The 14,635-nt window shown below is 37.3% G+C and carries 11 protein-coding genes and 2 pseudogenes; 2 read left to right on the top strand and 11 right to left on the bottom strand.

The features are described from left to right. Window positions 1–219 precede the first annotated feature (219 nt). The 8 genes and pseudogenes from JFU20_RS19320 to JFU20_RS30215 all read right to left on the bottom strand — a co-directional run. A complete protein-coding gene (locus JFU20_RS19320; RefSeq protein ID WP_002164975.1) occupies window positions 220–1,788 on the bottom strand; it encodes an amidohydrolase in 1,569 nt (522 codons plus the stop codon). An 88-nt stretch (window positions 1,789–1,876) separates the two neighbouring features. After that, complete coding sequence (locus JFU20_RS19315; protein ID WP_002015555.1) at window positions 1,877–2,308, bottom strand: VOC family protein; 432 nt, start codon at window positions 2,306–2,308, stop codon at window positions 1,877–1,879. 102 nt (window positions 2,309–2,410) lie between these two features. Next, the gene (mbcS, locus tag JFU20_RS19310; protein WP_002015556.1) at window positions 2,411–3,997 is read right to left on the bottom strand and encodes an acyl-CoA synthetase MbcS; all 1,587 of its coding nucleotides are present in this window, start codon (window positions 3,995–3,997) and stop codon (window positions 2,411–2,413) included. A gap of 221 nt (window positions 3,998–4,218) precedes the next feature. Beyond that, complete coding sequence (locus JFU20_RS19305; protein WP_000168891.1) at window positions 4,219–4,413, bottom strand: alpha/beta-type small acid-soluble spore protein; 195 nt, start codon at window positions 4,411–4,413, stop codon at window positions 4,219–4,221. A gap of 79 nt (window positions 4,414–4,492) precedes the next feature. After that, window positions 4,493–5,707 (bottom strand): tRNA uracil 4-sulfurtransferase ThiI, encoded by a 1,215-nt coding sequence (thiI, locus tag JFU20_RS19300; RefSeq protein ID WP_002067574.1) that lies wholly within the window; start codon window positions 5,705–5,707, stop codon window positions 4,493–4,495. 6 nt (window positions 5,708–5,713) lie between these two features. Beyond that, on the bottom strand, window positions 5,714–6,856 hold the full coding sequence (locus tag JFU20_RS19295) for a cysteine desulfurase family protein (RefSeq protein ID WP_002015559.1): 1,143 nt from the start codon (window positions 6,854–6,856) through the stop codon (window positions 5,714–5,716). Between the two features lie 426 nt (window positions 6,857–7,282). Beyond that, window positions 7,283–8,992, bottom strand: a complete 1,710-nt coding sequence (gene ezrA / locus JFU20_RS19290) for a septation ring formation regulator EzrA (RefSeq protein WP_002164974.1) — start codon at window positions 8,990–8,992, stop codon at window positions 7,283–7,285. 248 nt (window positions 8,993–9,240) lie between these two features. Next, a pseudogene (locus tag JFU20_RS30215) lies at window positions 9,241–9,781 on the bottom strand (LysR family transcriptional regulator substrate-binding protein); the annotation flags it as partial. Between JFU20_RS30215 and JFU20_RS19280 the strand changes: the two are divergent. Continuing rightward, window positions 9,770–10,085: pseudogene (locus JFU20_RS19280) on the top strand (EamA family transporter); the annotation flags it as partial. The pseudogenes JFU20_RS30215 and JFU20_RS19280 sit on opposite strands and share 12 nt — an antisense overlap. Before the next feature lie 11 nt (window positions 10,086–10,096). Here the strand turns inward: JFU20_RS19280 and refZ are convergent. Beyond that, window positions 10,097–10,735, bottom strand: coding sequence for a forespore capture DNA-binding protein RefZ (gene refZ, locus JFU20_RS19275; RefSeq protein WP_002164973.1), 639 nt, complete (start codon window positions 10,733–10,735; stop codon window positions 10,097–10,099). A 147-nt stretch (window positions 10,736–10,882) separates the two neighbouring features. On the opposite strand from refZ, the gene JFU20_RS19270 reads away from it, so the two are divergent. After that, window positions 10,883–11,362, top strand: a complete 480-nt coding sequence (locus JFU20_RS19270) for a GAF domain-containing protein (protein ID WP_002015565.1) — start codon at window positions 10,883–10,885, stop codon at window positions 11,360–11,362. 199 nt (window positions 11,363–11,561) lie between these two features. Here the strand turns inward: JFU20_RS19270 and megL are convergent, their stop codons facing one another. After that, a complete protein-coding gene (megL, locus tag JFU20_RS19265) occupies window positions 11,562–12,740 on the bottom strand; it encodes a methionine gamma-lyase (protein WP_002015566.1) in 1,179 nt (392 codons plus the stop codon). A gap of 260 nt (window positions 12,741–13,000) precedes the next feature. Next, window positions 13,001–14,113, bottom strand: a complete 1,113-nt coding sequence (locus JFU20_RS19260) for an RNA-guided endonuclease TnpB family protein (RefSeq protein ID WP_201038844.1) — start codon at window positions 14,111–14,113, stop codon at window positions 13,001–13,003. Between the last annotated feature and the right edge of the window lie 522 nt (window positions 14,114–14,635).

Genomic DNA, 14,635 nt, shown 5'->3' with positions numbered 1-14,635 from the left:
GGTTTTTTATTTATCAAATGCAACTTGATGCTGTTTCACAAAACATTTTGGAACAGGACAACAGTATATGAAATTATATCAACGATTTTTCGAATGTATCTATCACAAGTCAAAATATATCAACGATTTTACCCAAAATATCAATTTACGACATCATCAGCCTACCTAAAAAGAGGAAGCATCACCAACATGTATTTTCGGAGCCGCTCCCTCAAATTTTTAGACGTCTTTTCTATAAACAATCTTCCCATCAATGACGGTCATTTCTGCCTGTACTTCTTTTATTTCTTCCGCCTCAATTTCAAAAATATTGCGGTCTAATATCGTAAAGTCTGCTTCATATTCTTTTGTAATTTGTCCTCGCTTTCCTTCTTTTCCAATTGCATACGCACTTCCTGTTGTAAATAAAGAAACAGCCTCATATACCGTTAATCTTTCTTCTGGGATATAACATACACCATCAATAAAGCTTCTACGTGTAACAGCACTATATATACCTAAAAACGGATTCACTTGTTCAATTGGAGCATCAGAGCCTCCATTACAGTGTAATCCTGCATCCAGTAACGTCTTCCAAGCATACGCATAACGAAGACGATGGTCTCCTAGTTTTTCAATCACTGATGGAAAATCCGATGAAACAAAGACTGGTTGAATATCAATAATAGCTGGCAATTGTTTCATTCTTTCAATCAACTCTTCACGAGCTAGCTGACAATGAATAATACGGTCACGTAATCCTTCTGCTGGTGGATGTAATTCAAGCGCATCAATGACATATTCAAGCGATAAATCACCAATTGTATGAATCGCAACTGGCATATGTAAATCTCGTGCTTTTTTCACTAAACCTGCAAGCTCTTCACGTGAGAAAATGGCAACTCCATTTGTTTCCTTCGCATCTTCATACGGTTCACTTAATAAAGCTGTTCTTCCGCCAAAAGAGCCGTCAGAAAAAATTTTCATCGCACCAAATTCAATATAGTGCTCATTTTCATATTCTTTTCGTTCATTCGCTACTTCATGGTGAACGAGTAAATGCGCTTTAAACCGCATTTCTTTTATAACGTGTGAAAACGCATTGTACGTTTTTTGAAAGCCGCCATAATAATTTAAGTCTTCCGTATGTCCGCCAACGAGTCCGTATTGCCAGCAGTCTGAAATCGCTGTTTGCAGAGCACTTTGCAAATACACTCCATCTATTTCGGGCTGAACATGTTTAATTAACTCTTGTCCTTGCTCATATAAAAGTCCTGTTAAATTATTTGACGCATCACGGCCAATTTTCCCGCCCTTTGGATCTTGCGTCGCTTCTGTTATGTTCGCTTCTTGCAATATGTATGAATTCACCCATGTCACGTGACGACAAACACGCTTTAATAAAATCGGATGTTCTTTAGAGATTTCATCTAAATCACGTACATGAACTTGTTTTGTATCTGTAAAATTATTTTCATTCCATCCTTCTCCGATAATCCAAGATCCTTTTGGCGCTTCTTCTACGCGCTTCTGAACAAGAGTAAGTACTTCGCTATAAGATTTGCAATTCGATAGATCTAGACGAAGCAACCTCTCCCCATGCCCAATAAGATGCATATGGCTATCAACCAGCCCTGGAATCATCGTTTTCCCTTTTAAGTCATATAACTTCACTTCTGAATATCGGTTTTCTAACTCTTCTTTATTCCCTATATGAACAATGACGCCATTTTCAACGTAAATAGCTTCTACTTTTTCATTCTCTTCTCGCATAGTGTAAATGGTGCCGCCATACCAAATTTCTCCCATATACTCATCCCCCTTTTCCCTTTAGTCTACGAAATTCATTCGTATAAAAAAAGCACCATTTCGATTAAAAATGGTACTTTTCCAAAAATTAATTTTGTTCAGTAGGATTCGTTGTAATTTGCCATTCAATGCTAAATTTATCTTTTACTTGTCCGTATGCTGGGCTCCAGAAAGTTTCTTGAAGTGGCATAATAACTTCTCCACCTTCTTGTAACTTATCGAATACTTCTTTCGCTTTTTCTGCATTATTAATTTGAATTGCGATTGTTACTTGAGATCCGATTGCATGCCCTTGACCTGGGAATGTATCAGAAATCATAAGGTCCGTATTACCAACTTTTAAAGTAGCATGTAAAACGCGCTCTTTCGCTTCAGCTGGAATTGGGTATTCTGGATTTTCAGGCATGTCACCAAAAGTTTGCATTACTTCTACTTTTGCGTCTAACGCCTCTTTGTAAAACTGTATAGCTTCTTGCCCACTACCATCTAAAACTAAGTACGGATTAATACCTAAAATCATACGGACACCTCTTTTTTTAGTTTATAAAATCGAACTTGTGTTCGTTTTTATAATATCATCGTTTTACATTTCATTCAACTATTTACTTCCCTATTTTCAAAATTATTTTGAAGGAAGCTCCATTTCTTGTTTTCTAAGTTCAATACGGCGAATTTTTCCGGAAATCGTTTTTGGTAGTTCATCTACAAATTCAATTTTGCGAGGGTATTTATATGGTGCAGTCAATTCTTTGACGTGTTGTTGGAGCACTGGAATTAATGTTTCTTCGTTCTTGTCTATATTCTCTCTTAATACGATAAATGCCTTCACGACACTTCCGCGAATTTCATCAGGGCTTGCGACAACCGCACATTCTCTTACGTAAGGATGTTTTACAAGCGCATCTTCTACTTCAAACGGGCCGATTGTATAGCCAGAGCTAATAATAATATCGTCACCGCGCCCTTCAAACCAGAAATAGCCTTCTTCATCTTTTTTCGCTTTATCACCCGTAATATAATAATCACCACGGAATTGCATCGCTGTGCGCTCATCATCTTTATAATATTGCTTAAAGAGGGCTGGTGTTTCAATGTGAACTGCAATATCGCCAACTTCTCCTACCTGCACCGGAATACCTTCCTCATTTACGATATCAACATGATTTCCTGGCGTCGGTTTTCCCATTGATCCTGGTCTAATGTCCATCCCTTTCATTATTCCAACAAGTAGTGTATTTTCCGTTTGCCCATAGCCGTCTCTTACTGTAATATCGAAATGCCTTTGGAACGTTTCAATGACTTCCCTGTTTAACGGCTCACCTGCCGATACAGCGCTATGTAACGCTTCTAAATTGTACTCACTTAAATTTTCTACCTTTGCCATTAATCTATACTCAGTCGGCGTACAACAAAGCACATTCACCTTATTATCGCCTAATAAATTTAAATACGTTTTTGGTTCAAACTTACCATTGTATACAAATCCTGTTGCACCTGAACCGAGAGTCGCTACAAACGGGCTCCAAATCCATTTTTGCCAACCTGGACTAGCCGTTGCCCATACAACATCTTCTTCTTCGATTCCGAGCCAGTTCGGGGCGCTTGTACGTAAATGAGCGTATGCCCATGCATGCGTATGAACAACTCCTTTTGGATTTCCTGTCGTCCCTGACGTATAAGATAAAAAGACCATATCTTCTTTATCCGTCTTCGCCATTTCTAGCGTATCACTTTCCGTTTCTAATGCTGTTTTTAAATTCGTCCATCCATCTACTGATCGCTCGCTCAGGACGAATTTTTGAAGAGATTCCACCGCTTCTACGCCGTCAAATTGTCCAATATACGGTTCGTAACTTACGATAGCCTTTACTTCTCCGTGCCCAATACGATACTCGATATCTTTTTTACGCAACATTTCTGAGCTTGGAATAACGACAAATCCTGCTTTAATCGCAGCAATATACGTCATGTAAGCTTCAATTAAGCGCGGCATCATAATAAGGAGCTTGTCCCCTTTTTGTAAGCCACTTTTTATAAAAGCGTTTCCAATTCTATTCGCACCTTGCATTAATTCAAAATATGTAATCTCTCGTCTATTCCCTTTATCATCTTGCCAAATTAAAGCAAGCTTCTCTTTATCACTCGTATATTTCTCTATTTCCGAAACTAAATTATAAGACGGCGGCGCTAACAATTCCTCTCTCTTCATATAACATCCTCCTTTATTTCTATGCCTCCCTTATATAATAAAGAATTTTCAGTAAATTTTGAACCCTCTTCTTTTGACAATTTTTTTATATTTATGTCGAATTGATGTATGAATGTATAGCGACGATGTTTTTAACATAACGATTCACCGGCAAATAACGACGAAAACGACAAAAAGAAGGAGCGGGAGAACCCGCTCTTTCTAAGCCATCGTATATGGGATTATTTTTGGTAACCGCCTAATTGTTGCTCAGCTAGTGAAACTAGACGTTTAGTAATTTCGCCACCAACAGATCCGTTAGCGCGAGATGTTGCATCAGCTCCAAGTTGAACACCAAACTCTTGAGCGATTTCGTATTTCATTTGATCTAATGCTGCTTGAGCACCAGATACTGCTAATTTATTTGTGCTTGCCATGTTGTATCACCTCCTTGTGAGTATAGAGTGTGATAAACAACATGACTTCATGCACATTTGAATGTGGTAATTTATGGGTTTAGAAAAGTTCTTCGAATTTTTCTTCTTCAGCCACTACTTCTACTGTTTGTAATACCATTGTTTCTTTGTTCGCTACAGCCTCTTCAATTAACGGCGCGAAATCGTACTTCGCTTCAAAACGATTTGCTTTCTCACGCTTCGGTTTCGTCGATGGACTTGCTGGTGTAAATACTGTACAGCAGTCTTCATATGGACGAATTGAAATATCATACGTTCCAATTTCTTTTGCAATTTTAATAATTTCTAATTTATCCATCGTAATAAGCGGACGAATAACAGGATAGTTTGTCACTTCGTTAATCGTATGCATACTATCTAACGTTTGGCTCGCTACTTGTCCAAGACTTTCACCAGTCGTAATTGCAAGTGCATTACGCTCCTCTGCAATACGCTCTGTAATACGCATCATCATACGACGCATAACTGTCATAGAATAGCTAGATGGAATTTCTTTATTAATCGTTTTTTGCACTTCAGTAAATGGAACAAGATGAAGTGTTACACGTTTACAGTATTTCGTTAACTCTTGTGCTAAATCGATTACTTTTTGTTTCGCGCGCTCGCTTGTGAAAGGTGGACTATGGAAGTGAACTGCTTCCACAGATACGCCGCGTTTCATCGTTAAGTAAGTTGCTACCGGGCTATCGATACCACCAGAAAGAAGTACCATTACTTTTCCGCCAACGCCAACTGGTAAACCGCCAGCTCCCATGTGCTCACCACACATAATATAGCTGTAACCACTGCGAATTTCTATACGTACATTCACATCTGGATTATGAACATCTACTGTGATATCCTCTGTATTTTCTAAAATGTGCCCACCGATTTCTGGAAGTAACTCCATCGTCTTCATTGGGAAGCGCTTATCAGAGCGGTGCACTGTAATTTTAAATGTTTTCACATCACCTTTTACTTGTAAGAAAGCTGCTAATGCACCTTTTTTAATATCTTCTAATTCTGATGGTACTTTCATTGCTAAGTTAAACTTATGAATACCAAATACATCTTTCAATCTTTCAGAAATTGCTTCATGGTCTTCACCATTTAACTGAATGTACATACGATCATGTGTTGCATCAATTTTAATGTTTGGGAATTTTTTTAATTTGAATTTCACATTATCTTTTAACGTACTTACAAACTTAGAACGGTTCTTTCCTTTTGTCGTCATTTCTCCATAACGAACTAAAATATATTCATATGTCATCATATTTCTTTACCTCATCACTTCATATAATTTTGGCATCGTCTCTTTAACAATACCTTCAAATTGTTTTACTTCTTCCATCGTGTTGTCTGGTGCTAGACTAATGCGAATCGCACTTGTAGCTGCGGCGTGCGGTACTCCCATTGCCACTAGTACTCTGCTCACTTCATTTGCTTTTGAAGAACAAGCAGACTTCGTCGATACATATACACCATGCTCTTCTAAAGCATGAACGACTACTTCTGGTTTTAAACCGACAAATGATACATTTAAAATGTGCGGTGCCGCATATTCAAGTGATGTATTAATCGTTACAGTTTCCATCTCTTTAAAGAAACGGACCAGCTCTGTTTGTAAATTTTGCAAATGAACTATCTTTTCTTTCACTTGTTCCATCGTCATACGAAGTGCTTTCACCATCGCTACAATACCAGGTAAATTTTCTGTACCTGAACGATACTTGAGCTCTTGTTGACCACCTGATAAGATTGGATCTAATCTTACACCATCACGTACGTAAAGAAGACCTGTCCCCTTTACGCTATGAAATTTATGTCCAGATATTGAACAAAGGTCAATATGAGAAGCGTATAAATCAAGTGGTACTTTTCCTATCCCTTGTACATGGTCCACGTGGAATCTTATTTTCGGATAGTTCGTTAATAATGTTCCAATTTCAGTAACGGGCTGAATCGCTCCAGTCTCGTTGTTCACGTGAATAATTGACACAAGAATCGTATCTTCACGAAGTGCTCGTTTTACATCTTCTACCGATACAACACCGTGCTCGTTAACCGGTAAATACGTTACATCAAAACCGAGATCTTCTAATTGTTTATATGCTTCAAACACAGACGCGTGTTCAATATTTGTTGTAATGATATGTTTGCCGCGCGAACGATTCCTCATCGCTATCCCTTTAATCGCAAGGTTATTCCCTTCCGTTCCACCTGATGTGAAAATAATTTCAGCAGGTTTAACGTGAAGGAGCTGTGCCGCAATCGTTCTCGATTGTGTTAATAGACGCTCTGCCTCTCCTCCAAGCGAATGAATAGAAGAAGGATTACCAAAATATTTCCCTGCAACCGTTACGTACGATTGAAGCGCTTCTGGATATGGCTTCGTCGTCGCACTATTATCAAAATAGATCATCGTTCTTCCCCTTTCAGCGCTATCACATCATATAATCATATCACAAATACGTGTAATTACGCTAAGACTACTCAAAGGTTCCGTTTTTATATAAAAGTGTACATTTCCCCCGGCCATTTGCAGGCATACTGAGTGGTGAAGATTAATAATCAGTGGTGGATGAAACCCCATCACTTATGGTTTCACTTTATCCCGCATTAACGGGCAGTAAGACTCCCACCTCAAAATTCAGCTGGAGCAAAGAAGTTAGGTGGGAAATCCACTGCCCGTAAATGCCCGATTGGTTCAACTAATAATCAGCGGGGGGATGGCCCCCCTCCCACTGATTAAAGTTTCACTTTATTTTGAAACGAACAACCTTACTGTATTCCGCTATTCATTATAGCAACATCGACTTCAAAATTACACAAAAAAACAAACCCTTTATTAAAGGGTTTGCTCATTGTCTACATATTCAGCTATTTTTTGAACAACACCAGGTTCAAGTTGCTCTAATATAGAAGCCGCTTGTTCTAAAGCTGCATCGTATTGATATTCCCGGAATAATTTCTCCGCATAATTTAAGCTTTCTGCAAGATTCTCATCATGACTGCGGTATCGGTTACCGTATTGAATTAGTTTTTCAACTAAATAAGCTTGTCCAATTAATTCTTCTGTCATTTCAGATACACCATTCACAACTGTGTATGCTTCTTCTAAACTGCTATTTACAGTATTCATATTTAACGGCTTTACTTCTAATTGCTCATATACAGCTTGCATCGCCATTTGCCCTTTTTGTAAATCTTCCATAATACTCTCTGGAAGACCTGGTAAATTCGACTTTTGCATAAAACGTTTCGTCTCAAAAATTGTATTTCGCATTTCTTGTAATTTCTCACGTGCTTCAAATTCTTCTTTGCGCATCGTTTGCAGCATTTCTTTATATTCTGCATGAAGTACTTTTAAAGTTTCACATTGCTCATAAACCTCTTCTAGTTCCTCACGAATGATAGAGAATGCAATATCTTGTTCAGCAACGCGTATTTGTAACACTTCAAAACGTTTCATTAAAATATGCATTTGCTTTTCAATTACTTTTTGTGACTCAATATCTTTGTCTTGTAATTGATAACTTTGTTTCACAAGTTGTGTTTCTATTTTCGTTTCAATTGTTTCTGTACGAATTTCTTCTAAATCTTCATAAACAGACAGTGTTTTTTGCTCCACATAATGTTTCGCATGCACTTCTTGTTCAAGTTGATCATAAAAACTGTCTAAACGAGTTTTTAAGTTCTCTACTTTTTCTGCTGCTTCTGTTATATGAAGTTCCTGTATATCCATTAAACATGTGTGTAGTTGTGTCGTCATATCGCGGACTTCTTTAGGGATTTCCAAATACTCTAATACATAGCCTTGTCTTATCATATCATCATGGCCTTGTAATAAATCTTCCAGCTGAACTGGTAATGTCGCTTGACACTCTACCAATAAATCCGGAATTTGATGAATAACGATTTCTAAACTTGCTAAACCTTCTTCTAAACTAATAACAATTTCTCTCGCTTTTAAATAATCACCATTATCTGTTGCCTCTTCAAAAGTTTTGAACTTCTCGGATTCAACATCTAACATCTCTTCAATTTTTTGCTCAGCTGCTCCATACATGTGTCGATGAGCAAGAACGCTCTTTTTCATACTACGATATGTATCACGTAACCCTTCAATTTCCGCGCTATTTTTCTCATGGCTTTCTAACAGTTGCTGTAATTCATTTAAAATGTCTGTAATACGATTATCAGCGTCATCTAAACCACCTATGGATTCTTTCATCGCATGCTTTGCTTTGCGGAAGGAGAATTGCGAGGCGAATTTTCGCGCTTGCCCTAAATCTTTTTCAGCTTTCGGAAGAGTTGTTGATACAATTTCATCCCACTCTTCACGCCATTTACCAAACAGCTCTTCTGTTTGACCTGTCATATTTAAATCTTTTACCCGCTTTAGTTCATCTGCCACAGGTTTATCTTTTATCTCTTGTTTCCACTGCTCCAGTGCTTCAATATCTTTATATGAACGATTTCTTATCACAAGCTCTATCATGAGCAGCACTAGAATAGAGCTTACTACAATGATAACGATCGTCAGGATAGAATCCATGCAAAAAAGCCTCCTAGTTATATCTCTTTTTTTGTCCGTTCCGTTTATGAAATGGAAGGCATTATGTATAAAAAGGGAATTCCCCTATATTTAACAACTAACAATGTTCTAATCATACCATGTAATGACGTGTTTTTGACCTAGTTTTTTTTAAAATTTCATGTTTCTTTACATGTGATTGTAATATTTCTTAATATTCCACTTATTCCATTATCCGTCCTCAAATGAATGCAATAAAGGTAAGGCTTTTACGGGCAGTTAATGCAGGATAACGAGCTCTCTTTCATATGAGAGATGAAATAAATCTTTCGCATTAGTGGTGGTTCTACAGAAATCGCACGCACGTTACCTTGCATTACAGCTTACTGTAAAGCGGTTTCCAGAAGCAATGTTATACCAAGTCCAGCTCCTACCATCGCAATCATCGGTTCTGCATAAGATGTTTCAACCGCAATTATTGGTTTCGCGCCCATACATTGAAACACATTCATAATCATTTTCCTTACATCACATATTTCTGGGTATACAATTAGCTGTTCATTTTGCAACTCTTCCATTCGAATTACCTTTTTCACTCTATACGGATGATCATTTGAAACAGCACAAACGATTTTTTCTTCCCGCATTTCTTTTATATATGTAGCGCCTTCTACTACTGAATCGATGAACATCGCTTCAACTTTTCACTCTTTAAATAACTCTATTAATACTTTCATATGTATCCTCTAATAAGTCTTTACACTTTGATATGTAATGAGCCGCTAAACTCGGTAATATACCTACACAAATATAATTTCTGTACCGTCACTACATACAGTTATGAGCGTTCGTTTTGAACTCCTTTATATGTCGATTGTTGCGGGGGGGTATCGCTATATTTTGCTGGAACACGGGAAATCGATATATTTCATCTATTAACGGCATATTATTTATGAATTTAGTTCCTGTACTTGCACTTATCGGTTCTATGTTTCAAAGTTATACTGTCGATAACATAGAAATTGTCAGCGCCTCATTAACAATTATTGCGCTAGTATGCAACAATTTATGGCAAAGAAAACAACATATAAAAATCCCCACCTCAGTTCGTTAGGTGGGGATTTTTCACATATGAACAGCTCTTGGTAGTTCATAATACATACTCGCTTTATATAATGTTCGTTCCATCCATTGCTCAATTTCCTTCGTATACATTTCTAAGAAAAACGTCTCAGACGGAAATGAGTGTAGCACCTCTGATATATATTGTGGATATAAAAACGGCATATTCATCATGCCTTTTAATTGCGTCATAAACATTGTAAAAGATACCTTTTTAAATTCTTGATTCATTTGTCCTTGTTTAATGATTTGCTCTATATAATATCTTTCTCTAGAAAAATAAACGGTCATCACTTCACGAATTAATGTCGTATCAAGCGAAAGCTCTCTATAAAAAAAACGTGTCAGTTCTCTATTATCAAATTGATATCGTAAAATCCCGCGCACCATTTGCACCATCACATCTTTAGCCGATAAATATTCTCTCTGTTCAAATGACGTTTCAATTACGTGAATATATCCTTCTAAAAAATCAGTAATAAGCTGTTCTAATAACCCTTGCTTTCCAGCAAAATAATATGAAATATTCGCTACATTCACATCCGCTCGCTTTGCAATTTCTCGCACCGACGTTCCATCATAACCTTTCGTGTTAAACAACGATATTGCCGCATCAATTACTTTTTGTTTCGTCTGTTTCATGCGCTCACTTCCTCTCACTGAACAGCTATAGTTTAAATTTCTTGACTTTTAAGACAAATTCCTTTAATTTTCTATCGACAAAGTCATGTGAAATACATCGTATTTTGCTATCGTTTTACATATCTCGCTAAAAAGGGAGTTGTTTCCATGTTTACAAAAGAAAGTTATGCAGGATCTCGTGAAGAGCAATATGAGACAGTAATTAAACAACTGGATGCATTATTAACTGGCGAACCGAACGTAGTCGCAAACTTATCAAATGCGTCCGCACTATTAAATCAATTTTTAGATCGCGTTAATTGGGTTGGCTTTTATGTAACAGAAGGAAATCAGCTTGTTCTTGGACCATTCCAAGGGATGCCAGCTTGCGTGCGTATTCCGTTCGGACGTGGTGTTTGCGGAGTTGCAGCTGAAACAAAAACAACGCAACTTGTAGCAGATGTTCACCTATTCCCAGGACATATCGCTTGCGATAGTGCCTCTAATTCTGAAATCGTTGTACCGATTATGAAAGAAGGAAATATCATTGGTGTGCTTGATATTGATAGTCCTGAAAAAAATCGTTTCGATGAAGTAGATCAGCACTATTTAGAAAAGTTTGTGGAAACACTCCTAAAACATATTTAATAAAAAAAAGAGTGAGCTATCGATTACGTACGTAACGTACGAGACCGATAACTCACTCTTTTTTATCCCGCATTAACGGGCAGTAAATTCGGCGAATACAAGGAAGTTAAGTGGGAGATAACTGCCCGTAAAAGCCCGATTGGTGAGGGCTAATAATCAGCTGGGGATGGACAAAACCCCCACTGATTAAAGTTTCACTTTATTGATTACTAACAGTAGATATCTTCTTTAGTGCCTGTTCTAAATCAGAAACGATATCTTCCCATGATTCTAAGCCGACAGATAGGCGTATTAAATTATCAAAAATACCCATTTCTTTTCTTAGTTCAGCCGGAATAGCTGCATGTGTCATCGTCGCTGGATGCTGAATTAACGTTTCTGTATCACCTAAACTTACGGCAATTGTAATAAAATGGAGGTCATTGATAAACGACTGTGTTTCCTCTTTTCCACCTTTAATTGAAAAAGAAATAACGCCCCCACCTCGTTTCATTTGCCGAGATGCTAATTCTCCCTCCGGATACCAAACACCTTCTACTGCTTCATGATTTTTCAAAAACGATACAATTTTTTCCGCATTATCACAATGACGATCCATTCTTACTGCTAATGTTTTTAATCCGCGTAACAATAACCACGCGTCAAACGGCGCCATAATACCGCCGATATCTTTTCGCATCGGACGGATTTTGTCAGCTAACGTTTTCGTTCTACAAATTGTTACACCCGCTACAACATCCCCGTGACCACCAATATATTTTGTCGCACTGTGAACGACGGCGTCACAACCAAGTTCAAGAGGTCTTTGTAAATAAGGTGAACAAAACGTATTATCAACAATAACAAGCAAATCATTGCGCTTCGCTACCCCGATCACCTTTTCTAAATCAATTAATTTCATCGTTGGATTAATCGGTGTTTCAACGAAAATGAGCTTTGTATTTGGACGAATTTTATTTTCAATATCAGTCTCTGTCTCCATATCACAAAACGAATGAGTAATCATAAATTTCTCTTCTAACACTTCTAAAAAACCGTACGTACATCCATATAATCCATTTGAACAAATAATATGATCTCCAGCCTTTAGAAAGCCAATTAAAGTTGCTGAAATGGCTGCCATACCTGAACCGAACGCCAGCGCTTCCTCTCCACCTTCTAAAACAGCCATACGTTCTTCAAATAATTTCACAGTTGGATTCCCAAGCCTTGAATAAATATAAGATGGATCTTCTCCCGCAAAACTCGCTTCTCCTTGCTGTGCTGTCTCAAACGTAAATGTAGAAGTTTGAAATAAAGGTGGTGTTAAACTCCCTTTATTTTCATTTGATTCATATCCGTGATGAATTAATGCTGTCTCTATATGTTTCTTTTTCATAAAAACATCCCCCTTATGTCTTTATTTCCACATATCCACCAGGAAAAATCTGATGAACGTCTTTACTACATTTTATGTAAGCGTTTTATTTGTGTTTCTATCTTTTCTTTTATATTGTTGTGAACTACCCACCACTTAGCATCTCTTGCGAGCTTACTTGAAGTGAGGGCTTCTCGGTTACTCGTTACTTTTGATAGCTAACGAATTTGTCTTAGGACAGCCGAGCTATCCCCCTTGTTCCAAAGGTTGTTTCTTACTATTTATATCCACGCTAATAACCGTATGGCTTCCTTTTTGATATTGATAGCTGCGTTATAGTCACGACTTATTGTTAGTCCACACGAACACTCATACGTGCGTTCAGATAATGATATTTCTTTTCTGTTTCCACAACGACTACACATCTTTGTAGAAGGAAACCATTTATCTATTTTTACAAGCTGTTTTCCTTGTTCTTGTAGCTTATATGCTAAAAATGTCGTGAACATCCTCCAACCGTTGTCCGCAACACTTTTACCCAAGCGAAGTGCTCGTGACATTCCTTTTATATTTAAGTCTTCTATTGCTACAACGTCAAAATGAGTGGCCAATTCTCTAGACTTGTGATGAAGGAAATTTTTACGTTGATTTGCGACCTTTTCATGCAACTTCGCTACACGGATGCGTTGTTTATTAAAGCGTGCTGAACCTTTCACACGTCTTGCTAATACTCGTTGTGCGCTTGCTAATTGACCTAACATCTGACGATTAAAGCGAGGATAATTGGCTTTCTCATCTTCGCTACTCACGTACAATTCAGCCATTGCGAAGTCTAATCCAATCACACTTTCTACTTCTTTTTGAACGATTTCTTTTTCATATTCAGTCAAGACAGACACGTAATATTTACCAGTTGGTGTCATCGAAATCGTGCATGATTTGATGATATGTTTTTGCGGTATCTCTCTATGTTGCTTCAGTCGCACCATTTTCAGTTTCGGTAATTTGATATAACCATGAAATAACATAATATTTCCGTTTACCATATTCGTTGTGTAGGATTTTCTACTTTTTTTACTTTTGAATGTAGGAAAATCATTTTGACCACTAAAAAAATTCTTATACGCGGTTTGCAAGTTTAGTTGAGCATTTGCTAACGCTAATGAATCGACTTCTTTCAACCATTCATACTCTACTTTGTATTTCGCAGGAGTAGACAATTTTTGTTTCTTTAGTTCTTCCTTGTTCTCTTTGTACTTTTCATATACTTCTTTCCATTCAGTCAGCATTTTGTTATACAAAAAGCGTACACACCCAAAAGTTTTACGTATCAGATTTGCTTGTTCTTCTGTTGGATACAGACGAAATTTGTACGCCTTATTACGCTTTGTCATATTAGTTCATCTCACTTTTCGCCTTGATTTCCCATAAACGGTTCTACTTTATCTGTGGCGGTGATAACACAACATGAACACTGCATTATTATTATCTAATTTCATTGTTATACCAAACTTTACCTCTTATAAAACTGATTATATCAGAAGTTAAATAAATAAAAAAACAAATTTTTCTGATTATTGCAATCCAGAATTCATCTCCCACCTGCCGTTGGACTATCATCCTTCAGACGCTTGAGAAAGAGACTTCTTTTTGATAATACGTTAAATTCCTTCTTGTTAATTTCCAAAATTTATCTGCATAAAACAAAAAGGGAGTCTCTTGACGAAACTGTAAGTAAAAGATATAATAGCGTTTGTGTAAAATAAAAAGGCAGCCTTGTAATGTGAGTTTATCGTTTGTATTTTGTTCCTCTGCGGAGGTGTATCTCGTAACTCCCTGCTGCTGGAGCGAAGGTACATGAAAACAAAATACCCGTAAATATCGATTACGTCTGTTTTTATTTTACGAAAATAAAA

The sequence above is a fragment of the Bacillus sp. TH30 genome (genome assembly GCF_016650875.1).
Lineage (GTDB): Bacteria > Bacillota > Bacilli > Bacillales > Bacillaceae_G > Bacillus_A > Bacillus_A mycoides.
Note: the sequence above shows the minus strand (reverse complement) of the source record. Positions and strands in the feature narration are given on the sequence as shown.